At 63.8% G+C, this 22725-nt stretch carries 22 protein-coding genes and 1 pseudogene; 8 read left to right on the forward strand and 15 right to left on the reverse strand.

Translation table 11 applies throughout. The features are described from left to right. Positions 1–36: 36 nt before the first annotated feature. Positions 37–2142: a caspase family protein gene (locus AC1DXU_RS08395; protein ID WP_477368898.1), complete on the reverse strand. Its 2106-nt coding sequence runs from the start codon at positions 2140–2142 to the stop codon at positions 37–39. 272 nt (positions 2143–2414) lie between these two features. Here AC1DXU_RS08395 and AC1DXU_RS08400 point away from each other — a divergent pair, with 272 nt between their 5' ends. Next, positions 2415–2687, forward strand: coding sequence for a hypothetical protein (locus AC1DXU_RS08400; RefSeq protein WP_477366908.1), 273 nt, complete (start codon positions 2415–2417; stop codon positions 2685–2687). Positions 2688–2809: 122 nt separating this feature from the next. Here the strand turns inward: AC1DXU_RS08400 and AC1DXU_RS08405 are convergent, their stop codons facing one another. After that, positions 2810–3439: a TetR/AcrR family transcriptional regulator gene (locus tag AC1DXU_RS08405; protein WP_477366911.1), complete on the reverse strand. Its 630-nt coding sequence runs from the start codon at positions 3437–3439 to the stop codon at positions 2810–2812. Positions 3440–3693: 254 nt separating this feature from the next. Between AC1DXU_RS08405 and AC1DXU_RS08410 the strand changes: the two genes are divergently transcribed. The 3 genes from AC1DXU_RS08410 to AC1DXU_RS08420 are packed head-to-tail and all read left to right on the forward strand — an operon-like array spanning position 3694 to position 7444. Continuing rightward, on the forward strand, positions 3694–4173 hold the full coding sequence (locus AC1DXU_RS08410) for a (2Fe-2S)-binding protein (RefSeq protein WP_477366914.1): 480 nt from the start codon (positions 3694–3696) through the stop codon (positions 4171–4173). Then, positions 4170–5153 carry an FAD binding domain-containing protein gene (locus AC1DXU_RS08415; RefSeq protein ID WP_477366917.1) on the forward strand — a complete coding sequence of 328 codons (984 nt, stop codon included), beginning with the start codon at positions 4170–4172 and terminating at the stop codon, positions 5151–5153. The genes AC1DXU_RS08410 and AC1DXU_RS08415 overlap by 4 nt, the downstream gene beginning before the upstream one ends. Continuing rightward, positions 5150–7444, forward strand: coding sequence for a xanthine dehydrogenase family protein molybdopterin-binding subunit (locus tag AC1DXU_RS08420; protein WP_477366920.1), 2295 nt, complete (start codon positions 5150–5152; stop codon positions 7442–7444). Before AC1DXU_RS08415 ends, AC1DXU_RS08420 begins: the two co-directional genes overlap by 4 nt. Positions 7445–7654: 210 nt before the next feature. Here the strand turns inward: AC1DXU_RS08420 and AC1DXU_RS08425 are convergent, their stop codons facing one another. The 7 genes from AC1DXU_RS08425 to AC1DXU_RS08455 form a co-directional block, all read right to left on the reverse strand. Beyond that, complete coding sequence (locus tag AC1DXU_RS08425; protein WP_477366923.1) at positions 7655–8476, reverse strand: outer membrane beta-barrel protein; 822 nt, start codon at positions 8474–8476, stop codon at positions 7655–7657. 69 nt (positions 8477–8545) lie between these two features. Next, complete coding sequence (locus AC1DXU_RS08430; protein ID WP_477366926.1) at positions 8546–9265, reverse strand: outer membrane protein; 720 nt, start codon at positions 9263–9265, stop codon at positions 8546–8548. Positions 9266–9344: 79 nt separating this feature from the next. After that, positions 9345–10253 carry an outer membrane protein gene (locus tag AC1DXU_RS08435; protein ID WP_477366929.1) on the reverse strand — a complete coding sequence of 303 codons (909 nt, stop codon included), beginning with the start codon at positions 10251–10253 and terminating at the stop codon, positions 9345–9347. Positions 10254–10282: 29 nt separating this feature from the next. Further along, positions 10283–11242 (reverse strand): AraC family transcriptional regulator, encoded by a 960-nt coding sequence (locus AC1DXU_RS08440; RefSeq protein WP_477316666.1) that lies wholly within the window; start codon positions 11240–11242, stop codon positions 10283–10285. A 272-nt stretch (positions 11243–11514) separates the two neighbouring features. Further along, complete coding sequence (locus tag AC1DXU_RS08445; RefSeq protein ID WP_477316664.1) at positions 11515–12279, reverse strand: slipin family protein; 765 nt, start codon at positions 12277–12279, stop codon at positions 11515–11517. 71 nt (positions 12280–12350) lie between these two features. Continuing rightward, a complete protein-coding gene (locus AC1DXU_RS08450; protein ID WP_477366932.1) occupies positions 12351–13727 on the reverse strand; it encodes an NfeD family protein in 1377 nt (458 codons plus the stop codon). Positions 13728–13955: 228 nt separating this feature from the next. Beyond that, a complete protein-coding gene (locus AC1DXU_RS08455; RefSeq protein ID WP_477366935.1) occupies positions 13956–15224 on the reverse strand; it encodes a hypothetical protein in 1269 nt (422 codons plus the stop codon). Positions 15225–15454: 230 nt separating this feature from the next. Here AC1DXU_RS08455 and AC1DXU_RS08460 point away from each other — a divergent pair, with 230 nt between their 5' ends. Continuing rightward, positions 15455–15949: a hypothetical protein gene (locus tag AC1DXU_RS08460; protein ID WP_477366937.1), complete on the forward strand. Its 495-nt coding sequence runs from the start codon at positions 15455–15457 to the stop codon at positions 15947–15949. Between the two features lie 19 nt (positions 15950–15968). Here AC1DXU_RS08460 and AC1DXU_RS08465 read toward each other — a convergent pair whose 3' ends face one another. The 3 genes from AC1DXU_RS08465 to AC1DXU_RS08475 are packed head-to-tail and all read right to left on the reverse strand — an operon-like array spanning position 15969 to position 18782. Next, positions 15969–16514, reverse strand: a complete 546-nt coding sequence (locus AC1DXU_RS08465) for an NADAR family protein (protein WP_477366940.1) — start codon at positions 16512–16514, stop codon at positions 15969–15971. 33 nt (positions 16515–16547) lie between these two features. Continuing rightward, positions 16548–17018 (reverse strand): N-acetyltransferase family protein, encoded by a 471-nt coding sequence (locus AC1DXU_RS08470; protein ID WP_477368900.1) that lies wholly within the window; start codon positions 17016–17018, stop codon positions 16548–16550. 54 nt (positions 17019–17072) lie between these two features. Beyond that, the gene (locus AC1DXU_RS08475) at positions 17073–18782 is read right to left on the reverse strand and encodes a BTAD domain-containing putative transcriptional regulator (protein ID WP_477366943.1); all 1710 of its coding nucleotides are present in this window, start codon (positions 18780–18782) and stop codon (positions 17073–17075) included. A 181-nt stretch (positions 18783–18963) separates the two neighbouring features. On the opposite strand from AC1DXU_RS08475, the gene AC1DXU_RS08480 reads away from it, so the two are divergent. Together AC1DXU_RS08480 and AC1DXU_RS08485 are read left to right on the forward strand one after the other, a co-directional pair. Further along, a complete protein-coding gene (locus tag AC1DXU_RS08480) occupies positions 18964–19245 on the forward strand; it encodes a DUF4242 domain-containing protein (RefSeq protein ID WP_477242181.1) in 282 nt (93 codons plus the stop codon). A 104-nt stretch (positions 19246–19349) separates the two neighbouring features. Next, positions 19350–19526 (forward strand): DUF1127 domain-containing protein, encoded by a 177-nt coding sequence (locus AC1DXU_RS08485; RefSeq protein ID WP_477366946.1) that lies wholly within the window; start codon positions 19350–19352, stop codon positions 19524–19526. 12 nt (positions 19527–19538) lie between these two features. On the opposite strand, the gene AC1DXU_RS08490 is transcribed toward AC1DXU_RS08485, so the two are convergent. From AC1DXU_RS08490 to AC1DXU_RS08500, 3 genes are read right to left on the reverse strand one after another with little or no spacing between them, the layout of a single operon-like run. Beyond that, on the reverse strand, positions 19539–20438 hold the full coding sequence (locus AC1DXU_RS08490) for a ribokinase (protein ID WP_477366949.1): 900 nt from the start codon (positions 20436–20438) through the stop codon (positions 19539–19541). Next, positions 20435–21310, reverse strand: coding sequence for a MurR/RpiR family transcriptional regulator (locus AC1DXU_RS08495; RefSeq protein WP_477366952.1), 876 nt, complete (start codon positions 21308–21310; stop codon positions 20435–20437). Before AC1DXU_RS08495 ends, AC1DXU_RS08490 begins: the two co-directional genes overlap by 4 nt. A gap of 13 nt (positions 21311–21323) precedes the next feature. Further along, the gene (locus tag AC1DXU_RS08500) at positions 21324–22307 is read right to left on the reverse strand and encodes a TIM barrel protein (RefSeq protein ID WP_477366955.1); all 984 of its coding nucleotides are present in this window, start codon (positions 22305–22307) and stop codon (positions 21324–21326) included. Positions 22308–22497: 190 nt separating this feature from the next. Here AC1DXU_RS08500 and AC1DXU_RS08505 point away from each other — a divergent pair. Then, positions 22498–22716 (forward strand): annotated as a pseudogene (locus AC1DXU_RS08505) (class I SAM-dependent methyltransferase); the annotation flags it as partial. Positions 22717–22725 lie beyond the last annotated feature (9 nt).

Consider the following 22725-nt stretch of genomic DNA (forward strand, 5'->3'; position numbering starts at 1 on the left):
GTCACGTCTCGATCATCGCAGGCGGCGCCAAAATCTTCATTTGCCGTTCTGCTGGATAAACAGATCCGCCTCGGCCTCTATCTTGCGACGGGTGCCGGCCGGCAATTTCGCACCGATCTGCTTCTCCAGATCGCCTGCCTTTTCGACCTTGAAACGCTCTGCAAGAACCGCGTTGAAATAGGCCTGCTGCGGGTCGGCCTTGCCGAAGGAACCATCCTGATAGCCATTTGCTAGATCGAGATAGGCGTCTTCGAAACCACGGCGGGCGGAGAGTTCAAACAGGGCCAATGCGCGCTTGGCATCCTTGCCGACCCCGCCTCCCTTGAGAAACAGCTGGCCGGCATATCGCGGCGCATACTGGTTTCCTGTGTCGCTCGCCTTCAACAGCAAAGCGAGCCCGCGCGCGACGTCCTTTTCCACACCGGATCCGCCTATGTAGGCGCGCCCGAGACTGGTCATCGCATCGATCTGGCCGGCATCGGACGCGGCCGTGTAAAGGCTTGCTGCCTCGACGAGATTGGCTTCGACACCGTTGCCGCGGCGGTAGGCGTCCGCGAGGGCATTGATCGCGTTCGACCAGCCGCTGGAAGCGGCAAGCCTGTACCACAGGACTGCTTCCTCGGGCACCTGCGGCACGCCCTCGCCACGCATATAGGCCGTGCCGACATTGGTGCGCGCCCTTAGATTTCCGAGCGCGGCAGCCTGGAGGTAAAGATCGAAAGCGCGCGCGTAGTCCACCTTGCGGCCCATCCCGACCCGCGCCATGTAGCCGAGGTTGACGATTGCCGCGCTGTATTGCTGCTTGCGCGCGAGTTCATAGTAATGCTCCGCCCAAGTATAACTTCCGGCAATCTCCAGAACTCGCCCGAACTGGAACTGCAGGCGTGGATTGTTGATGTCGGCCGCCAGGGCGAAACCGCAGGCGCGCAGTGCATCACGAACATTGACCAGGCCGTTTGTGACGCCCGGCACCGCGCGCTGCGGATCATTGGGGTCGGCGGCGTACAGATCGCAGTCGGTGACTGTCGCCTTCATGCCCCGCTGGGTGTCGGGCAATGTCTTTGGCCAGACGCGGAAGGTTTCGGAGACCGCGCGTTCCCCCGCCTGCTGGAAGACGAACTCCTGGCTCGCTGCATCGCTCTCGCCAACCACCATGACATCGGTGGCGATTGACGTCGAAACCAGACTGCCCTTTGAATAGAGCCCGCGTTCCGTAAGCGCGGCTACCTTGACGTTCTTTTGTTCGGCCTCGGCCGCAAAACGGCTTTTGGGAAAGACCCTGGCAAAACGCCTAAAATCCTCAGGATTCTGGCTGTCCTTGATGAAGGACCACAGCACTTCGTCAATGGTCAGTCCGGCGCCCGGCTCGGCAACCTGCTCGGGAGCCGCAACGTTGTCTCCGGCGTCACCTTTCCGGAATACGAATTTTGTTTCGATCGAGCCGGTGATCCAGGGTATTTGCGTTCCGCCGGTCGCCTGGCGAACGTCGCCCCGCACGGTTCGAAACGTATCGTAGATGTCGAGATTCGGCGTCTGCAGCGCGTTGGCAAGCGCGGATGAATAAGGGCTATTGATGCCGGTGCCGTCATAAGCGACTTCGCCTGCACCTGTGGCGAACGCGATGAGCACCTGGCCGCTGCCCGACTCCGTGTAAGCTAAACCCTGTTCCAGCCCTTTTTCCTTGGCCGCGGGATTGTTCCTGCAGGCGTCTAGGATGAAAAGCTTCACGCCGATCGGGTCGTCCTTGACGATATCGATCAGATCGTTGAGACGAACGGCATCGTCCACGACCTCCTTGGCGGAAGAGGTGCGGGTGTCGACCGGGAGCAGCAGGTTCTGGCGCTCGAACTGCAAGGCATGGCCCGCGTAGTAGAAGACGGCCATGTCGGCGCCGACAAGATGGGCGCGGATCGCATCCTTCAGCTCCGGTATTGCCGCCTTCCTGACATCGTAAAAAAGCAGAACGTCGAAGTTGAGCTCAGTCAGCGCGTTGGCAATGAGCTTGGCGTCGCTCCGGGGATTGGGAAGAGGAGCAAACGGATACTCGCTGTTGCCGATGACGATTGCCGCACGTCTCTCGGCATGGGCCGGGTTCATGAAAAGGAGGCCGAGCACGGCCAGAATCGCGGAGAGAGTGGCCATTCTAGCGTGGGTGGAAAGGGCTCTTCTCGCCATATCCGCCTTTGTCGTTTTCACAGGGACGCCGAAGCATAGCTGAAATATCGACTCCATTCCAACGATGATCGCCCCTCCCCGTGGTCGCGGCAGGAAAAGCCTGTCCGCCCCAAACCGAAGGTCGTCCATCAGCGACAGCGAATTGACAGCCCAATGGAAACGGCGCTCACTCGCTGCGTAGGTGGATCGCAGCAAAGGCGGGCGATTTTCGACCCGCGGCGTCACCTTGGGAGGATGCCATGCCAACCGTTATTGGCCATCACAACATCACAAAGGACAGCAAGCACTGGCTCTCGTCACCGAAGCGCAAGGAGATCTTCGGCTCGCTCGGGATCACCAACATCCGCACATTTGTCGATCCGCAGAACCCGAAACGGGTGGCTGTGATGATGGACGTTCCGGACATGGATGAGCTTGGGGCCTTGATGCAGAGCAAGGCAGCCGCTGACGCGATGGCCCATGATGGCGTGGTGCCGGAGTCGCTGGTGATCCTGGTGGAAGCGAAGGGGTAGTCGCTGCGCCCACCAGGGTCTGCACGATTTTGAATTGATGCCAGCCGGCGCGGTCGGTCGCGCCGATGCGTGGTGTTATGCGCCGGTTGCGGCGCGCGGGTCCAGCTGCGCCCCTGTCTTCATCACCCGTGCCCCTTCGCGCCCTTGGCAGCCCCAAACCGCAACCCGTCCATCAGCAGCTTGACCAGCCGGCGCGACCGGTCGCGCCAGTCCTTGGTGTCGGGCGCCGAATAGATGCCTCCCAATGCATGCAGCACATCGGAGGCGTCGACGTCGCTGCGGATCGAGCCGTCGGCCACCGCCGCCTCGACCAGCCGCCGCAAGGCCAGCGACACCCGGCTCGACATATCGGAGAACACAGCTGAGTTGGTGTTGAACAGGATGCGCAGACTGGCCGCCAGCCCCCGCTTGGTGGCGATGTAGTCGACGAAGCGCTGCATCCATTGTTCCAGCGCGACATCGGCCGGATGGTGGCTGGCGAGTTCGTCGGCGGCGGCGCACAGCCCCTCCACTTCGCGCCGGTAGACCACCTCGACCAGATGCTCGCGCGTCGGAAAATGCCGGTAGAGCGTGCCGATGCCGACGCCCGCCTGGCGCGCGATCTCCTCGAGCGAGGCATCGACTCCCTCAGCGGCGAAGGCCTTTGCTGCGACCTCGATCAGCGCGTCGCGATTGCGCTGCGCGTCGGCGCGCAAGGGTTTTGTCCCTGCGGCGGGTTTCTGTTCGGCTATTGCGGGCGGCTCGGAAGCCAATTTTTTCTCCACATGCAGATCGGGGCTTGAACAGCCTAGTGCAAGCACCCAATTAAATAAACGGAGGCGCCTCCGATTTGTGGAGTGCCTTCATCATATAATCAAGGGGGAACCGCTATGTCACGTGCTGAGAGCTTGCAAGGCGTCGAGAGCGTGATCTCCCTCCTTGAGGGGGCGATTATCCCTGCGCTTGCCCTCCCCCGCTCAAGCGCCATTTCAATTCCCTCGCGTCAAGCAACTGGAGCCAGACGCCCATGACCACCACAATCCCCATCCATCTCGATATCAACGGACACCATCATGAGCTGGAGGTCGAGCCGCGCGTCACGCTGCTCGACGCACTTCGCGACCGTCTCGACCTGACCGGCACCAAGAAAGGCTGCGACCACGGCCAGTGCGGCGCCTGCACCGTGCATGTCGACGGCGAGCGCGTGCTCGCCTGCCTGACGTTGGCCGCCCAAGCTGAGGGTCGCGACATCACCACCATCGAAGGTCTGGCCGAAGCGGACGGCGCGCTGCACGCGGTGCAGGCCGCTTTCCTCGAACAGGACGCCTTCCAGTGCGGGTATTGCACGCCCGGCCAGATCATGTCCGCGGTGGCCTGCATCCGCGAGGGCCATGCCGGCTCGGATGACGAGATTCGCGAATACATGGCCGGCAATCTGTGCCGGTGCGGCGCCTATCCGCACATCGTCGCCGCCGTACGCCAGGCAGCCCTGGAGGTCCAGTCATGAGAGATTTTTCATACGTCCGCGCCGACACTATCGATGCCGCGCGCAACGCTTCGGCGCTCCCCGGCGCCATGCTCCTGGCCGGCGGCACGACGCTGGTCGACCTCGCCAAATGCGGCGTCGCCGAACCGTCTACAGTAATCGACATCAGCCATATCAAGGGGCTCAGTGCCGTCGATGTCGATACCAACCGCGCCCTGATCGGGGCGCTGGCAAAGATGAGCCACATCGCCGACCATGCCGACATCAAGAGCCTGTTCCCGGCGGTCTCGGAAGCACTATGGCAGGCCGCCTCGCCGCAGATCCGCAACATGGCGACCATCGGCGGCAACCTGATGCAGCGCACGCGCTGTCCCTATTTCCGCGACCCGCAAAACTTCCCGGCCTGCAACAAGCGGCAGCCCGGCAGCGGCTGCTCGGCGATCGGCGGGGTGACGCGCGGCCATGCCGTGCTCGGAACCAGCGAGGCCTGCATCGCCACCTATCCGGGCGATCTCGCCATCGCATTGGTCGCCTTCGATGCCGAGGTCCATCTCGGCGAACGCAAGCTCAAGGTGGAAGAGTTCTTCCTCGCTCCTGGCGCCACCGCCGAGCACGAGCACGACATCCGCCCCGGCGAGGTGATCACGGCTATCGAGATCCCGGGGTCTGCCGCGGCGCGGCGCTCGACCTATATCAAGGTGCGCGATCGCCAATCCTATGAATTCGCGGCGGCAAGTGCTGCGGTCGGGCTGGAACTTGAAGCCGACGGCCGCACCATCCGCGAGATCCGCGTCGCGCTCGGCGGCGTCGCGACAAGGCCGTGGCGGGCGCGCGCGGTCGAGAACGCGCTGAAGGGCAAGTTGCTTGAGGAAGGCACGGTGCGGGCCGCCAGCCTGCTCGCCATGGAGGGCGCCGTCGACCATGGCGCCAACCACTACAAGATCGAGCTCGCGCCGCGCGTCATCGCGCGCGCCATCCTCAAATTGGGAGAGACGGCATGACCGTTCATGAGATGAAACACGCAGCCTCCGACAGCGCGCGCCTCGAAGCGGTCGGCGGACGGCTGTCGCGCGTCGACGGCCCGGCCAAGATCACCGGTGCCGCCCATTACGCGGTCGAGCAGCAGTTGGAAGGGCTGGCGCATGCGGTGATGATCGAAAGCACCATCGCCGCCGGCACGGTGCGCGCGATCGACATACGGACGGCCGAGACCGCGCCCGGCGTGCTGCTCGTGCTGACGCCGGACACGATCATGGAACTCAAGGGCGCGTCGGACTGGCTGGGCAATCCGCCGTCACAGAAGACATACGCGCCGCTCGCCCGCACGGTCACCTATTCCGGCCAGCATATAGCTGCGGTGGTGGCCGAGACCTTCGAGCAGGCGGTGGCGGCGGCAGCCCTCGTCAAGGTCAGCTATGACGAGACGCCGGCGATCGTCGACCTCAGCGACCCCAAGGCCGGCGACGGCATCCCGATCGACATGATGACCAAGGAGTGGGGCGACGCGCAGGCCGCGTTCGCCGCATCGCCGGTGCGCGTCTGCGCGGCCTACAACACGCCGCGCGAATTCCAGGCGGCGATGGAGCCGCATGGGCTGATCGCGCGCTGGCAGGGCGAGCAGCTGACCATCTGGGAGCCCAGCCAGTGGCTGGACGGCATGGCGCGCACCTATGCCGAATGGTTCGCGATCCCGTTCGAGGATGTGCGGCTGGTCTCGCCCTATATTGGCGGCGGCTTCGGCTCGAAGGCGCTGGCGCTCGCGCACAGCGCGGTGGCAGCGGCCTCGGCAAAGATGCTGGGACGGCCGGTGAAGCTGGTGCTGACGAGGCCGCAGAATTTCACCTCCTATGGCGGCCGCGCCGCGACCCGCCAGACGGTGGCGATCGGCGCCGACAGTGAAGGCCGCATCCAGTCGATCGTGCATCGCGGCGTCAACGAGACGGCGGTCGACGGCATGTGGGTCGAGCCGCTCGGCTCCGTCACCTCCATCATGTACGCCACGCCGAACTTCTCCTCGAAGCAGAATGTGGTGCGGGTCAACACGGTGGTGCCGGGTGCCAAGCGGGCGCCGGGCGAAAACCCCAGCGCCTTCGGCATCGAAAGCGCCATCGACGAGCTCGCCTATGAGGTCGGCATCGATCCGCTGGAGATCCGGCTGCGCAACTACGCCGAACAAGACCCGCATGCGAAGAAGGCGTGGTCGACGCGCCAGCTGCGAGAAGCCTTTGCTGTCGGCGCGGAAGCCTTCGGCTGGGCGAAGCGCAGCAACGCGCCGCGCTCGATGCGCGACGGCCACCACCTCATCGGCTGGGGCGTGGCGGCCGGCACCTATCCGGTGCGGCGCGCGCACGGCGAGGCGGTGGTGAAGATCCTCGCCGACGGTTCGGTCGAGGTCGAAAGCTCCTCCATCGACATGGGCCAGGGCACCTACACGATCCTTGCCCAGACGGCGGCCGAGACGCTGGGCGTTCCGGTGGAGCACGTGTCGGTGAAGCTCGGCGACTCGCACTTCGCCCGCGCTGGCGTCACCGGCGGCTCGCGGCTTGCCGGCGTGATGACCGGCGCCGTCTACAAGGCGGCGGGCCAGGCGCTGGACGAGTTGATCGGTCTTGCGATTGCCGACCCGCGCTCGCCTTTCCATGCGCTGCAGGCCAACACGCTTCAGGTGAGAGGCGGCCGCATCGCCTCGCCGCGCGGCGATGGGCCGGACCTGTCGATCGCCGAGCTTTTGTTCGCCGTCGGCCGCGACAGAATAGAGGCCAAGGGCGACAGCATGCCGGCGAACTCGACGCCGGAGGAGCGCTACAAGAACTACACCACCATCGCCATGTCGATCCCGCACACCGAGGGCGACTATTCGCGCCACTCCTGGTGCGCGCATTTCGTCGAGGTCAGGGTCGACGAGGATTTCGGCACGGTGCGGGTATCGCGCGTGGTGTCGGCGCTGGATTCCGGCCGTCTCTACAACCCCAAGCTGGCGGAGAGCCAGTGGAAGGGCGGCATCATCATGGGCATCGGCCAGGCGCTTCTGGAAGAAGGCATCGTCGACCGCAGGCATGGCCGCATCGTCAACGGCAACTTCGCCGACTACATGCTGCCGACCAATGCCGACATCCCGGACATCGAGACGATCTCCGTCGGTATCCCCGACCCGCATTCCTCCGCACTCGGCGGCAAGGGTGTGGGTGAGTTGGCCATCGTCGGCATCGCGCCGGCGATCGCCAATGCGGTGTTCCATGCGACGGGGAAGCGGGTGCGCGATCTGCCGATTACGCTGGAGAAGCTGATCTGAGGTAGAAGCTGCCAATCTCCCCCCTTGTGGGGGAGATGCCTGGCAAGGCAGAGGGGGGCGCGAAGGAACGCCAACCTCTCCGACAACCTTATGCACACCGGGCAACTTGCAAGCGTGTGCTACATTGATCGGCTGAGATGCCGGCGGGACAGCGCCCCCCTCTGTCCTGCCGGACATCTCCCCCACAAGGGGGGAGATTACGCTTCGCCCCTACTTCGTGCTGATCGCCGAGGCGGGCCTGTAGGTGTCCATGGTCGCTCCGTTGCGGTCTTCGTCGAACAGCGAGTCGCTGCCGAAGCTGGCGCGCAGGCCGATGACGAACTTGTTGGCCCTGGTGTCGTGGCTGAACGTTTCGACTTTCGTCCGTTCGAATTGATAGCGACCGAACAACGACCAGGGTGTTTCGTCGAAACGGTACATTGCCTGGACAGCAACGCCGAAGACGTCCTCGTCGATACCGTAGTTCGTTCTGTTGAAGGCGAGCTCGCCATCGAGGCGAAGGTTCTTCTGGACGAAATAGCGCGCCGTGGCGTGCACACCCCATTGGTTGCCGCGAAAGGCGTTGATGGTGAGCTGACCTATGCTGGCCTGGCCGTAAAGGGTGAGATTGCCGAGATAGAGCTGGGCTTCCGGGCCGACCGCATAATTGTACGCCGTCACATTGCTGTCGATGCCGAATGACGTGTAGGCAGCGAAGACGCCGGCGGCGAAGCTGTCGGGATCACGGTAGTAGACGTGGACCGCACCGCGCGTCTCGTAAAGCGGGGCATAGTGACCCCAGATGCTGTCGTAGGTTACGTCACCTTGTAGGTTCCAGCGCTGCGCAAACGCAACGTTGACGCGCGCGGCACCGCCGCCGGCCCGGGTCGTGTAGTCGTCACCGACAAAGCGAAGCCCGCCGAGATAGAGTTCGCCGTAACCGGAAATATGCGGTGTCGCCACCGTCTCCGCGGCGAGCGGCTGGACGGTGTCCGCGGCGTAAGCGGATGTCGCGGCGATCAGTGTCGCGACGACGATTGAACAACGAAGCATCAAGGCCCTCAAATGCGAAATGCGAGTCTGTTCCGGACCGGCGCCCGGAGGTGGAAAATGAGCAGCGGATCAGAATTTGTAGGCGATGCTGAGCCGGATATCGTGCGTCGTCAATTCGATTGCATCCGAACCGATAGGAGCCCCGTCGAAGGTCGAGTGACGCACAGAGGTGTGGTGGCCGAAATCGGCGAAGCGGTATTCGCCGCGAACCACCCAATTGTCGGTGACGGCATACTCGGTACCGGCGCCCAGCGTGTAGCCGGTGATCGTGTCCTTGACGTCGGCGTAGGGAACGCTGCCGGGAAGATCCACAGTGGTGTGTTTGTACGACCCCACTGCCAGGCCGCCGGTGACGAAGGGAAGCCAGCGATCCATCGCGTAGCCCGCCCGCAGGCGAATGGAGCCAACCTGGTCCAGCTTGAGCACGCCACCAAAGGCCGGATCATCAACGCCGAGCGCACGGTAGAGAGTAGTGTCCTTTACGCTGGCGAAGCTGTAGTCGCCCTCGATGCCGAGAACCAGCCCACCGTCGAATTGATGGTTGAAACCGGCATACAATCCGCCGAAGCCACCCGACGGACTGTAGCCCCAGCCGTAGTTGTCGAAGCTGCCCGGGGCAAAGGTCTGCCCGACCCTTGCATCTCCCCAGGCGTATCCGGCCTGGGCACCAATATAGGCGCCGGACCAGTTGTAGGTGGCGGCAACAGGCATGGACTCATTGGCGTCCGCCGTGGACGCCATGCCGACTGGTGCGAGAATCAAGGCTATAGCGAGAAGAATAGTTTTCATTGTTTGTCTGCTGCCCCAGAAATGCTGCGTTCCCCCGGCGCCGGAAAAGGCCGGCGCGGGGTTTGTTCGGTCCGGCAGATCAGAACTTGTAGCTGAGGCCGAACCGGACATCCTGCGTCTTGAGATCGACATGCGTTTCAGTGAGAAGACCGGCTGCTATCGAGAGATCCTTGCTGCCGAAGTCTGAGTAGCGATATTCGACCCGCGCGATCCATCTGTCGGTGAAGGCGTGCTCGATGCCGGCGCCAACGGTCCAGCCGACATGGGTCTCATCGTGGAATGGTATTTCAATGACGCTGGGGCCGCTGGCACCGATCGCAGTCACTTCATACTTTGCCGCGGCCACACCGGCAGCGATGTAGGGCAAAGTCCGATCGAATGCGTAGCCCGCTCGCAGCCGCGCCGCACCCGACCACTTGAGTTCGCTCTTAAGCAATGTGCTGAAACCACCGCCACCAGCATCGAGGGGTGTCAGTCCATCTGCATTACTATACGTGAGGTCAGCCTCGGCGCCGATGACGAAGCGGTTCGCCATTTCGTAGTTGGCGCCGATATGAATACCGCCAATAAAACCGTCTGGATCGAGGGGAAGGTCGAGGTCGGTGGCCCCGCCGATGCCGCCGCCGGCGATGAAGAAATTGGATTTTCCGGCCACGTAGCCGAAGTGAACGCCCGCGTAGAGGCCGGACCAGTCGTAGGCGGCGACAGGCGAACCCTCACTGATGTCCGCGGCGGATGCCAGGCCGACAGGCGCGAGAATGATGGCTGTGGCGAGAAGAATTGTTTTCATTGTCAATTTGTTGCCCCAAAAATGTTGCGTCCCCCGCCGCGGAAATGCTTCGCGGAGATCCAGCTGTTGTCGACAACCCGGTGTTGCATTGTCCGCCGGCCGCGTCTTGGGCTGAGCCGCACCCGAATTGTTCTGGAGCGCGCCGCAGCACTTTCCCGGCCGGTGTGGCCATTCAGCCGCAGTCGATTGTCGCGCCATGCATTTGGCGGGACTCGTGGCCGCTGAGACTACCTGGCGCCGCTCGGCGTAGAGCCGAAACGGCGGCGGAAACAGCGATTGAAATAGGACACGTCGGAGAAGCCGCTGAGCAGTGCGATCTCGCTGATCCGCATCCGGTCGTTGCGCCTGTCGGAGAGCATTCGATGGGCTCTCTGCAAGCGCAATTCGAGAATGCGCTCGGCGAAACTCACCCCGGTTTCCTGCAAGAGATCATGAACATAGCGCACGGAGAGCCGCAGTTGCTGGGCGACACTCTGGGCCGAAATGGCAGGATCGGCGAAATTTTCCCGCATCTTTTGCAGGATGGCCTGCAGCCTTGCCGCGCGCAGGCCGCGCAGGCCCGCCAGGTCGGCGGTCTCGCCCTTGGCGCCGGACGCCAGGCCGATGAGATCGACGATCGTTTCGGTGGCATGGGTGACAAGATCGGGCGAGACCAGGTCGGGGCCGGTTTCCAGAAAGCGGCAATAGCGCTTGAGCATGTCGAGGGCCTCGTTGTCGGCTCCGATGGTCAGCGCCAGCCGGTCGTCGATATGAGCGAAGGCCTTCTCCAGTACAGCGCGGGGAACAACCACATTCGCCCAGATATTCTTGTCGCCGCCGATCATTTGCAGCGCTTCCGAAGCCGAAACCAGAGCGGCTTGCCCTTTGCCCACGTGATAGTCGCGGCCGACCTGGGCGCCACTGAGTATCGTATCGCCATTGTTGACCAGCAGGAGGTAGCCGTCGCGGCCGTCAGCGGCGATGTTGCTCGCCTTGCGGCTGGCATGCCGGATCGTTCCTGCCATCTGCCCGAGCACCAGCTGCCCGACGGCCCGGGCTTCGATATCAGCCGCAAACGGCAAATGGTCCGAAGTGGCATATTCGACTGACCATATCTCAGCGACGTGGATGTCCTGCCAGAGGGCGAACCGCGCCTGATCGTCGAGATGGGCCGGCAGATCGTTGGATGAGAAGACGTTCTTTTTCAAGGGCAACCGAGCCTTTTCTGCGCGCGCGTCTTCACTTGGAAGTTCTATGTATTGGGCCAGATCACCTCTTGTCCAGAGCTGGCAATATCCATGCCATGCACGACAATTTCACTGCTGTTTTCGACAGGAAATCGTCCGAACTTTGTCGGCCTGGCCGGCACAATTTTCGAAATACTCGGAAGTATCGATGAGAATCAGCACGGTGGACAGCGCCGGGGACGGCGTGGCGGGAAGATCGGCGCCGCCGCCGCGGGCTCCCCTTCCTCACCCGCTCACTTCTGCTCGCCGGGTTGCTTGATGAAATGGCTGATAATATCCATCGGCACCGGAAAGACCACCGTCGACGAGCGCTCGCCGGCGATGTCGTGCAGAGCCTCGAAGTAGCGCAGCTGCATGGCCTGCGGCTCGGCCGCCAGCATCTTGCCGGCCTCGACGAGTTTTGCCGCCGCCTGCTGTTCGCCATCGGCGTTGATCACTTTCGCGCGCCGCAGCCGTTCGGCCTCGGCCTGCTTCGCGATGGCGCGAATCATGCTCTCGTTGAGGTCAACATGCTTGATCTCGACATTGGAGACCTTGATGCCCCAGGCATCGGTCCGCTGATCGAGGATCTCCTGAATATCGCTGTTGAGCTTGTCGCGTTCGGCCAGCATTTCATCGAGTTCGTGCTTGCCGAGCACCGAGCGCAGCGTGGTCTGCGCCAGCTGGTTGGTGGCGGCCATGAAATCCTCGACCTGGATGATCGCCCGCTCGGCGTCGACGATGCGGAAATAGAGCACCGCGTTGACCTTGACCGAGACGTTGTCGCGCGAGATCACGTCCTGCGGCGGCACGTCCTGGACCACCACCCGCAGGTCGACCTTCACCATCTGCTGCACGAAGGGGACCAGGATGATGAGGCCGGGACCCTTGACCCCGGTGAAGCGGCCGAGCGTGAAGACCACGCCGCGCTGGTATTCCCTCAGGATGCGAATGGCCGCGGACAGGAACATGACCACGACAAGCGCCAGAACGAGATAGGCCACATAACCGATGCTCATTGCCTTGCTCCACTATCAGAGCATGTCGCCCAAAAATGTGCAGCGGTTTGGGACATGCTCAAAACAAAGACTCACCTCCGGCGCCGGATCGTCAGCACTAGGTCCTTGACTTCGGCCACCTCGACGCTGTCGCCCGGCGCGAGCGGTTCATCGGCTTTCGCCCGCCAGCGCTCGCCCTGGGCCAGCACATGGCCCTCGCCCTGCGACCAGTCGAGGATTTCGGCCGGCAGTCCGTGCATGGCCTGCGCGCCGACGCGCGGAAGGCTCCTGCGCGCCGCCCACAGATAGCTTCCGGTCAACAGCGCCAGGCCAAGCGTCAAGGCCGCGGCGGCGCCGATGACGGCCCACGACATCTCGAAGCCGGGACCCTCGATCTTGAGCAGCATGGCAGCGCCCAGCAGAAAGGCGGCCACGCCTCCCAGCCCAAGCACCACGGTGGGGTTGAAGGCCTCGACGATGAGGAAGGCGATGCCAAGCAGCATCAAGGCAAGGCCGGTATAGTTGATCGGCAGGAGATTGAGCGCATAGAGCCCGAGCACGAGGCAGATCGTGCCGATCACGCCCGGCGCGACCGCGCCCGGGCTGGTGAACTCGAAGACGATGCCGTAGACGCCGACCAGCATCAGGACGATGGCGATGTTCGGATCGGTGATGACGCCGAGAAGCCGGATGAACCAGCCGGGATCGAGCGTTTCGACCGGCAGCCCTTTGGTCGCCAGCATCTGCTTCTTGCCTGACACCTCGACCGTCCGCCCGTCGGCCAGCTGCAGCAGTTCGGTGGTGTCGCGGGCGACGAAGTCGATGACATGTGCCTGCAGCGCCGCATTGGCCGAGAGGCTCGCCGCCTCGCGCACGGCCTTTTCGCCCCAGTCGGCATTGCGCCCGCGCAGTTCGGCCAGCGAACGGATCAGGGCAACCGCGTCGTTCGTCACCTTGGCCATCATTGCGTCGCCCGCCGGCGTTGGCCCGGTGGCGTTCTTCTGGTCCTTGCCGGTGTCCTTGTCGCCGCCGGGACCGGGAAGCGATGGCAGCGGCCCACCGAGTTCGATCGGCGTTGCCGCTCCCAGATTGGTGCCGGGGGCCATCGCCGCCACATGGGTCGCGTAGAGGATGTAGGTGCCGGCGCTGGCCGCATGGCCGCCGGCCGGCGCGACATAGCCGATCACCGGAACCGGCGAGGCGAGGATGTCGGCGATCATCTCGCGCATCGAGGTGACCAGTCCGCCGGGCGTGTCAATCTGCAGGATGACGACCTCGGCGTTTCGCCCTGTGGCAACCGCCAGCGCTTCCTTGAGCTGCCTGGCGCTCGCCGGACCGATGGCGCCGTCTATCTCGACGTTCAGCGCAACCCTCTCCCGGCCGCTCGCCTCTCCTGTTGCGGAAGAGGGACAAACGACCACAGCGGCCACGAAAGCCGCGGCAAGAAGGGCCACACGCGCGAGGTTCACGCTCAAAGCTCCTTAAACAAGATATGGGTGCGATTTCGCCGAAATCCATGATGTAGGGAGTGGCGCCGGCGATTGGCTAACGGCTGGGCGCCGAATCTCCCCGCTCGTGGGGGGCCGGCAGGCCAGAGGGGGGCCGCAAAGGATCGAGGCATTATTCCGGCCCCGGGTTCCTCGCCCTCAAAGCTGATCCAGGGCGCTTCAAGTTCGAGCCCTTTCGCCAATCTCGGCCTATCCGGGAATGTCCCAGTTCGATCGTGTCAGAACATCGCTGGGCGGAAGGATCTCGTCGGGCTTGAGGTCCCTGCGTTGAATCTCATCGGCGACAAATTTTTCCTGCGGCGTCCATGCCCCACCGCTGTCGATCTTCAGCGGAATTCCGTCCCGCGTCAGACACTGGGAGAGGTCCGCATCGGCTATGCCCGGTGCCATGTCGAACCAGTCGCACGTCTCGCCGAGGACACTGTCCGTGCGACCGATGCTCTTGGGGATGATGTCATGGCCAAGGACGATAGACATTAGATCTCCGGGCCGACATTTCTGGCATAGGAGGATGCGCTCAAACGCGCCCCCCTTGGCCGCCCCGAAAAACAATTCCTGTCCCGTTCGGGCGTTCCGGATGCTTAGTTTTCGCCGGCCATCCGGATAGGATGTTTCGTTGTAGATCCACGGGTCATGCCGCCGCAGTACCCTGACCGCACCATTCCATTGCATGTGCATGGAAAAATCCGGAGGCCGTGTGACGGCGTTTGCAGCCGGCTGGTCGTCGAAGTGCAACCATTGAGCAACATCAAGCAAGTTGGCTGGCAGCTCGACCTCCTCGGCGGGCACTGGCCGGCGTTCGAGTTTGACAAGCGTTGTGGGTGGCAGCAGCGAGCCGTTCAAAAACACCTTGGTGGCAATCTCGATACCGTCGGCTGTCAGGCAACTCAGCCATTGCAGTGCGGGGTTCCGGTTGTCTGGATCGCGCCGCTGAACCTCCCGCACGTCACATCGCTCGCCGGCATGTGTCTCGGTCTGGCCGGTTTCGGTTACTGCGCGAATTCGTTCGTAGGATGTCGACGTCTCACGGCTTATCGAAACAAAAGAAAGGCCCGCCTGCGCATCCCTTTGGAAAGCGACTGATATTCGCTTTGACGGATTTCCATAGGTTGTGCCCTGGCCCTCGTCGATGCGGACCCAGCCGCCATGATGTGTGACGATCCTCGTATGGGACCCGGCCGATCCTTCCGCTGCCGTCATAGTCGCAACATAGTCGGGGACATCGGCTGAGGGCGCATAGGGTATGTCGCCTGCCCGCACCGCGGAACTTGCGAGGACAAGGGCAACAATGATCGATAGTCTCGTCATGGCTCCCCCCATGCCACGAAGCTGGTTCCGAATGATTTCCGGCAAGAGCGGCGATTTTGCGACGGCGGTGCGACCGGGCGCTGCCGCCCTCCCCCCTATTTCCCCACCTTCCCCTTTCAAAAACTGGCTGAGCAGGTCTACCGGCAGCAAAGGAACACCACCGTGGACGAACGCTCGCCGGCGATGTCGTGCAGGGCTTCGAAATAGCCCAGTAGCAGTTTGTTGATGTGCCGGCGGGACAGCGCCCCCCTGCCCTGCCGGGCATCTCTCCCACGAGGAGGGAGATTGCGCGCTCAGCCGTTTTCGCCAATTATCAGCGTAACGGCACGGCATCACCTATTCGGCACTGCGGATGCCGCGATGGCGCGGGAGGGGCAATCATGAGAAGCGGATTGGCGAAAATCATCGTGACCGTCGCGGCCGCACTGCAGGCCGCGCAGCCGGTGTTTGCGGCGCCGTGCACCTGGACCGCAAAGATGGAAGAAGACGAAGGCGGCAGCGTGCTGACGGCCTCGGTCTGTGGCGGGCCGAAAGCCGACGCGAACCTGATGCTGGCCTGTTTCGACAAGCCGGTGCTGAGCTATGACCTGGGCGCCGCCGGCCAAGCGCTGGAGCCCGGCATCAGCGGCTCGTTCGTGTTCAAGGCCGGCGACAAGGCCGTGACCAAGAAGCTCGATCTCGAGGCGATGTACAATTACTTCACCGTGCAGTTGGAAAGCGCCGACCCGTTGCTCGCTTTGCTGCGCTCCAAGGGCGATGTCACGGTCACCTCGGACAAATATGGCGAGAACAGCTTTCCGCTTGCGGGCTCATCCGCCGCCATCGGCAAGGTGTTGGCCCAGTGCGGCAAAGCAGCTTCCGGCGACGGGGACTGAAGCCGGGGGCGCCCTTGCCTCAGCGCAGCCGGTCGCGCGCTTGCATGAGCGCAAATCCAAGCAAGTTCTCGCCGCGCCACAACAACGGGTTTGCCGCTTTCTCGTCATCGGCCGCAAGGCCGATGCCCCAGACCCGGTCGACGGGGCTCGCCTCGACCAGCACCTGGTTACCGGTCGACAGAAGAAACGCGCGCAGAGCCGGGTTCTGCCGGAACTTCTGCAAGCTTCCTTCCGTCACGATGCGGTACTTCTCGGCATCCCATCTGGCGCCATCGAAGCCGCTCACCTGCCGACCGAGTTGCTTTGCCTGCTTCGGGCTGCCCGCCTTGAGGATTTGACTTGCCGCCTGATCATCTCCGAACAGGCGCGCCTTGCCGGCCATCATCCAGTGTTCCGCCGTCGGATAGCTCAGCCCATCGACGGTGAACGGCGCATGCCACCACTGGCTGAAGCAGGAGGCGGTGATGGTGCCGTCCCTGGACGGCTGATGCCCCCAGAAGAACAGGAATTTGGGCCGGGACTTGGCGCGAAAGGCTTGTTCAAGCCAGGATCGATCGTAAATCATGACACAGATGGATCAGAGCGAAAGGCTGGTTTGTCAATGCTCGACCGACAACGCCATCTTGTAGCCGAGATGGCTGGCGGTGAAGCCGAGGCGCTCGTAGAAAGCGTGCGCCTGCGCCCGCCCCTTGTCGGTGGTGAGCTGAACGAAGCTGCAGCCGCGCGCTCGGCACTGTTCAATCGCCCATTCGATCATCAGCTTGCCGACGCCACGCGAGCGTAATTGCCGCGCGACGCGAACCGCTTCGATCTGGCCTCGCCAGGCGCCTTCCCTGGAAATGCCGGGAAGAAAGGTGAGCTGCAAGGTTGCGACTACCTGCCCGGCCTCCTCGGCCACGATCAGCAGCTGGTTCGGGTCGGCGTCGATGGCTTTGAAGGCATCGAGATAGGAGCGCGCCAGCGGCGTCGACGGATCCTCCCGCCCCGCGCCGAGCGCATCATCGGCAAGCATGGCAACGATCGCCGGCAGGTCGGGGGCTTGCGCGCGACGGAATTCGATTTCACTCATCGAGGGGATGACATACGGCGCGGCATTGGAGGTGGCAAGAGTGGGTCCCACACCCTACCCCTGCCCACCAATAAACGCCGCAGCGCGCGCGACATGCGCATCCCTGTGCGTGCGGGCGGCCAGCGCCAGCCATTCGCGGCCGAAGGCGTCGGCGACTTCCGGGCGGCCCTGCTTGAGGCTGATCTCAGCCTGGCTGGCCAGGATCTCCACCTGTAGCGCGGCGTAGACGTCGGTATCGCGCGCACAGCGTCGGCCGGCCTCGCCAAGCCACTCCATCGCTTGCGGCAGTGCATCTTCGGCGGCATAGGTCAGCGCCAGCGCGCGCGCCACCGCGCCTTCCCAACACGGGTCGTTCATCTGGCAGCTCAGCGCGAAGGCCTCTTCCAGCCTGGGCCTCAGCTGCTGCGGGGGCGCCTGCTGGCGGGTGCGGGATTCACTCAGCACCGCGACCGGCCACGGCCGGAACGAAATCCAGCGCTGCTCGTCGACCAAGGTCAGGCAATCGCCCAGCCAGCTGTCGGCTTCCTCCAGCCGGTCGGCGGCAAGCAGGCCCCAGCCGCCCAGGCCCAGCGACCAGATCTCGCGGCGGCGATTGCCGGCCGAGCGGGCATGCTCCAGCGAGACGGCATAGTGGTCCATGCCGTCTTCGACCCGGCCCCAGTCGACCAGGTTGAAGCCGATGACGCCATGGATGCCAGCCAACGCGTCGCTGTCCTCGGCGAGGCCCTCCGCTTGCGCCAGATAGGCGGCGGCCGTCGGCCGGCGCCCGGCCAGTGCCTCGACATAGCCCAGTTCCCGAAAGGCCGCCGACGCGATGCCGGCGCTGCCGGCCTTGCGGGCCAGCTCGGTGCTCTGGCTGAGCAGGATCGAGCCCTCATCGTCATAACCCCTGACTGAATGCACCAGCGCGGTGCCAAGCTCGAAAGCGGCTGTGGCGCTGAGATGCGGGTCCTTGATCTTCTCGGCGTCGCGGACGGCGCGGCGCAAGCAATCTATGCCGGCGTCGGCCGCACCGGCGGCAAGCGCCGCAAGCCCGGACTGCATCAGCGACTTAACGAAGGCTTCCGGTGAAATGCCGCCAGGCTGCGAGGCGATGGTACGCCGCGCAGCACTGCGCAAGGCGGCCGAAGGCTTTTCACCAAGCTCGGCCAGGAACACCGCCTCGGTTGCTTCGACCTGCTCGAGCGCTGCGGGGTAACGCCCGGCCAGCGCCAGGCTTTTTACCAGAAGAATATGCGAACCCTCATCATAGGGGCTGCGCCGCACCCCAAGTCCGGCCAGCCTGACGGCGCGTTCATAATCCTCGACCGCCATCGCGCGGATGGTTTCCTGCCTGATCCTGGCTTCGACAATGCCGGCAATGCGCTGGCGCTCGACCAGCAGCCAGGTCGAGAATTCCGGGCTGCAGCGTGGCTCCAGCGTACCGAGCAGCGGGTCTGCAACCTCGACGTCGAAATCGTCGTGGTCAAGCCGCAGCACATCGACCTCGATATCCCCGGCAAAATTGCATTCGACCGGATCGCCGTTCAGGCATTCCGAAGCGTTGAGCGCCTTGCGCAGCGAGGCCAGGCACCAGCGCAGCGAACCCAGCGGATCGACGGTTTCGGGAAACAGTTCCGACGCCAGGCTGCGGCGGTCGAGCGGGGCGCGCGCCAGCACAACGCGGGCAAGCAGCGCCCAGGCCTGATGGCCGCGCACCGGCTGGCTTTGTCCATCGGCATCGAAGATCGCAGGTTCGCCGAGAAGCCTGATTTTCCTGCCCATCAAGACCGCCCTTTCCCACCATTCGACAGCAACCGCCCTGCCCGTCGACTGCACCCGTGTGACCAAGCGTGTGACGGCTCCGCACCGTTTTTTCGCGAGCCCGGCACGCAAGATCCAACGGCGGCCGGTTCCAAGGCGGCGTCAACGCAACAAACGTCAACGTAACAATGGAGATCGACCCATGCCAACATTCATCATCGAGCGCGAGATCCCGGGCGCAGACAAGCTCAGCCCGGCTGAGCTCAGGGATATTTCGGCGAAGTCCAACGAAGTCGTGGCCGGACTGGGCGAACCCTACACCTGGGTGACGAGCTATGTCGCTGGCGACAAGATCTACTGCGTCCACGAAGCCGACAGCGCCGACACCGTCGAGCGGCATGCCCGCGAGGGCGGCTTCCCCGCCAACAAGATCACGAAGATCGCTGCGTTCATCGGGCCGGAGACGGCGCACGCCAGGGGCTAGCCATCCCGGACTGAATCAAGATCCGGCTCTATCACTTTGATTGGGCACGATCTTTTGCAGCAGGCCGGGCCCGACCGGCTTGCTGCATTCCCAATGGAGAAACCATGACCATCACGCTCAGAACCATGCTGGCTGCTGTCGGACGCGGTTGGCGCGCACGGCAAAGCCGCCGCCATCTGGAGGCGATGCCCGACTTCATGCTGAAGGATATCGGCCTCAGCCGTTCCGACATCGACCGCGTCACCACCCATGGCGAGACGCGCAGCAAGTCCCGGGGCTAGGGCTGATGTCGCTCAAAGCGCCCCGCGCTCCCCTTCCGGCGTCGCCACCAGCAAGGCAGCGGCCGCGTTGGCGGCGGCGATGGCCGCCTCCAACGGGCGGCCACGCGCAAGCCCTGCCGCGAAGGCGCCGACGAATTCGTCGCCGGCGCCATGGGTGCTGACGACCTTGACCGGGATGGCGGCCAGCGCGAAGGCCGTGCCCGTGCGGTCGCAATAGGCAACGCCCTCGCCGCCAGCGGTGACGATCGCCGAGGGGTAGGTATCGATGAGCCGCCGCGCGGCTTCGGTGGCGCCGGCAAGCGTGTCGACCACCGGAACCCCGGCCAGAAATTCCGCCTCGATGGCGTTGACGATGACGATGTCTATCAGCGCGATCAATTCGGCCGAGAGTTTTCGCGCCGGTGCGGCGTTGAGCACGACGCGGCCGCCTTGCGCCTTCACCGCGCGGGCGGCAGCGACGTTGGCGCCGTCGGGCACCTCGTTCTGCAGCAACAGCACAGCCGTTTGTGCAACCACCTCGCCGGCAGCCGCGATGTCGTCATCGCCCAAAGTGAGATTGCTGCCGGAGACGATGACCGCGCCATAGTCGCCATCGCTGTCGAAGATCGCCACGCTCATGCCGGAGCCGGCGCCTGCCGCCACGCGCACGAAGCGCCGGTCAACGCCGGTGCGATCGAGATTGGCGAGCAGCGCCGAGCCGAAATCGTCGTCGCCGACGGCGCCGATCATCGCCACACGCACGCCGGCCCGCGCCGCTGAGACCGCCTGGTTGCCGCCCTTGCCGCCGCATTTCGGCTGCCAGGCATGGCCCGTCACCGTCTCCCCCTTGCGCGGGCGGTCGGGCGCGTCGACCATGATGTCGTAATGCAGGCTGCCGAAGACGGTGACCAAAGGCGTTGTCGACGGCGTCATGTGCCCCGGTCTTTTCGTTTCGATGTCACCGCCGACATGGTGCGGCCAAGATTACGCTCCGCCGCCTGGTAGTCGCGCTGCGCGACGGCCACGAACAACGCGTCGAGGATGTTAAGCTGGGCAATGCGCGCCGCCGCGTTCTCGCCCATCAACGGCGAGCCTTGCGCGGTCGAGCACAGCACGATGTCGGCAATCTTGGCCAGCGGCGAGTTGTCGTAGTTGGTGATGGCCAGCGTGCGAGCGCCGCTCTTGCGGGCGAGATGGATGGCGTCGATGACGGCTGAGGTGTTGCCGGAATGCGAGAAGCCGACGGCGATGTCGTCGGCGCCGAGCAGCGAGGCCGACATCAGCATCATGTGCGAATCATCATAGACTGAGGCGCGGATGCCGATGCGCAGGAATTTGTGCGAGACGTCGCGCGCGATCTGCGCCGAGCCGCCGACGCCGTAGAAGTCGCGGTTCCTGGCGCGGTAGAGCAGGTCGGCGGCGCGGTCGAAATCGTCCATGTCGAGGATGGAGAGCGTTTCCTCCAGCGCCTGGATTGAGGTGCGGAACACTTTTTGCACGATCTCGGCCGAACTGTCGTCGACCGACAATTCCTGGTGCATCTCGGCGGTCGGCAGGCGGCTGTATTCGTAGACGGCGGTGCGAAAGTCGCGATAGCCGGAGAAGCCAAGCTTTTTGGCGATCTTGACCACCATCGCCTCCGACACGCCGGCCTCCTCGGCGATCTGCTTCAGCGGAATGGTCTCGTCAAAACCGCGCCGGCCAAAAACAGTTTCCACCACCTTGGCCTCGAGCGGCGTGAGATGCGGCATCATCATGCGGATGCGCGGCCCTACGGCTTTCAGATCGAGATTGCTCAACGTCATCCAAATCCCCTCGTCACGACCCTAGCATGGCTTCCTGGACGATGGCCTGCGACGTCACGGCGTCCTGGCTGTCCATGGCGGCGGACAGCCGGTTGTCCTTCTCCAGCCGGTCGACGACGCGCAGCATGCGCTTGACGGTGGCGATGTTGACTTCGCATTCGCGCACCGGGTCGAGCCCGGTCATGTCGGGGAAGGTGTCGAAGTAGATGGCGCCGGCGTAGCCGTCGCGGCGGATCTGGCGCAGCAGTTCGATGGTCTGCAGCGTGTGCACCGCGCCGACCATCAGGCCGTCGTCGCGCTTGGCGTAGCCGTCGTTGAGATGCACGCCGAGCAGCTTGCTGTGGCGGGCGATCAGCGCGGCGGCGAAGGCCGGCTGTTCGTCGGCATAAAGCACATGGGCGAAATCCAGCGTGACGCCGAGATTGGGCAGGCCGACATCGCGGATCGCCAGCAAGGTGGTCGCCGCATCCGGCATCAGACTGTAGGAGCGCGGTTCGTTGGGCTTGTATTCCAGGCTGATCTGGCAATCGGGATCATGCGCGGCAACTTCACGAATTCCATCGATTTCGTGTTGCCACAGCGTCGCATAGTCGGCCTGGAAGGCATAATCGAAGCCATCCTGGCCGAGCCACAGCGTCATCAGACTGGCGCCGGCCGTGCGCACGGCATCGATGCCGGCCTTGGTCAGGTCGATGGCTTCGCGGCGCACTGCCGGGTCCGGATTGGTGAAAGCACCGAGCTTGAAGGCCGGATTGGAGTAGTAGCGCATGGCAAAGCCATTGATGGAAAGCCCGAGATCGCCAAGCTTTCGCGCGATTTCGGCAGGCTTTTCAGCGACATGGTCGGGAAAGTTGAGATCGAGGTCGGTGAGCCCGTCGACCTTGGCTGCGCGGGTGGCCATCTGCATCAGCGACGGCTTGCCAGTGAGATCAGGCCACTCGACCTGCGGCCGCGAGGCAAAGGAATTCAGGCGAGTGGCGAAACGATTGGTTGTCATGGTTGACCCTTTGGAGGCTTCCTCCTCACATAGTCACGGATACTTGTAAAGTTATTATTTGATGGAAAACGACTGGGTTGGCTGCGGCCGCGCCGTCGATAGCGAATGCCTTGCGATACGATATGATATGATCGCAACATCAAGCGACACTGTGCATCTTGGGAGTAGTCTAAAATCGGAGGGGGGCGAAATGGCCAATACAAGCGAGTACCTTCTGGGTCAGACTGACAGTGAAGGGCAAAGGCTGAGGAAGCAGGCCGCCCTGGTTGAGCCGGAAACGGAAGCGCTGTTCCGCCGCGCGGGTCTGACGCCCGGCATGCGCGTATTGGAGCTTGGCAGCGGCCTTGGCGATGTTTCCATGTTGGCTGGCCGCATTGTCCGTCCGGCCGGAAGCGTTCTTGGGATCGAGCGCTCAGTG

Source organism: Mesorhizobium sp. P3_A10 (genome assembly GCF_056403175.1).

What these genes read in the sequence shown, in the direction of transcription:
- AC1DXU_RS08395 (WP_477368898.1), bottom strand. Translation starts at nt 2,142, where the DNA reads ATGGCCACTCTCTCCGCGATTCTGGCCGTGCTCGGCCTCCTTTTCATG.
- AC1DXU_RS08400 (WP_477366908.1), top strand. Translation starts at nt 2,415, where the DNA reads ATGCCAACCGTTATTGGCCATCACAACATCACAAAGGACAGCAAGCAC.
- AC1DXU_RS08410 (WP_477366914.1), top strand. Translation starts at nt 3,694, where the DNA reads ATGACCACCACAATCCCCATCCATCTCGATATCAACGGACACCATCAT.
- AC1DXU_RS08415 (WP_477366917.1), top strand. Translation starts at nt 4,170, where the DNA reads ATGAGAGATTTTTCATACGTCCGCGCCGACACTATCGATGCCGCGCGC.
- AC1DXU_RS08420 (WP_477366920.1), top strand. Translation starts at nt 5,150, where the DNA reads ATGACCGTTCATGAGATGAAACACGCAGCCTCCGACAGCGCGCGCCTC.
- AC1DXU_RS08425 (WP_477366923.1), bottom strand. Translation starts at nt 8,476, where the DNA reads ATGCTTCGTTGTTCAATCGTCGTCGCGACACTGATCGCCGCGACATCC.
- AC1DXU_RS08430 (WP_477366926.1), bottom strand. Translation starts at nt 9,265, where the DNA reads ATGAAAACTATTCTTCTCGCTATAGCCTTGATTCTCGCACCAGTCGGC.
- AC1DXU_RS08435 (WP_477366929.1), bottom strand. Translation starts at nt 10,253, where the DNA reads ATGGCGCGACAATCGACTGCGGCTGAATGGCCACACCGGCCGGGAAAG.
- AC1DXU_RS08445 (WP_477316664.1), bottom strand. Translation starts at nt 12,279, where the DNA reads ATGAGCATCGGTTATGTGGCCTATCTCGTTCTGGCGCTTGTCGTGGTC.
- AC1DXU_RS08460 (WP_477366937.1), top strand. Translation starts at nt 15,455, where the DNA reads ATGAGAAGCGGATTGGCGAAAATCATCGTGACCGTCGCGGCCGCACTG.
- AC1DXU_RS08465 (WP_477366940.1), bottom strand. Translation starts at nt 16,514, where the DNA reads ATGATTTACGATCGATCCTGGCTTGAACAAGCCTTTCGCGCCAAGTCC.
- AC1DXU_RS08470 (WP_477368900.1), bottom strand. Translation starts at nt 17,018, where the DNA reads ATGAGTGAAATCGAATTCCGTCGCGCGCAAGCCCCCGACCTGCCGGCG.
- AC1DXU_RS08475 (WP_477366943.1), bottom strand. Translation starts at nt 18,782, where the DNA reads ATGGGCAGGAAAATCAGGCTTCTCGGCGAACCTGCGATCTTCGATGCC.
- AC1DXU_RS08480 (WP_477242181.1), top strand. Translation starts at nt 18,964, where the DNA reads ATGCCAACATTCATCATCGAGCGCGAGATCCCGGGCGCAGACAAGCTC.
- AC1DXU_RS08485 (WP_477366946.1), top strand. Translation starts at nt 19,350, where the DNA reads ATGACCATCACGCTCAGAACCATGCTGGCTGCTGTCGGACGCGGTTGG.
- AC1DXU_RS08490 (WP_477366949.1), bottom strand. Translation starts at nt 20,438, where the DNA reads ATGACGCCGTCGACAACGCCTTTGGTCACCGTCTTCGGCAGCCTGCAT.
- AC1DXU_RS08495 (WP_477366952.1), bottom strand. Translation starts at nt 21,310, where the DNA reads ATGACGTTGAGCAATCTCGATCTGAAAGCCGTAGGGCCGCGCATCCGC.
- AC1DXU_RS08500 (WP_477366955.1), bottom strand. Translation starts at nt 22,307, where the DNA reads ATGACAACCAATCGTTTCGCCACTCGCCTGAATTCCTTTGCCTCGCGG.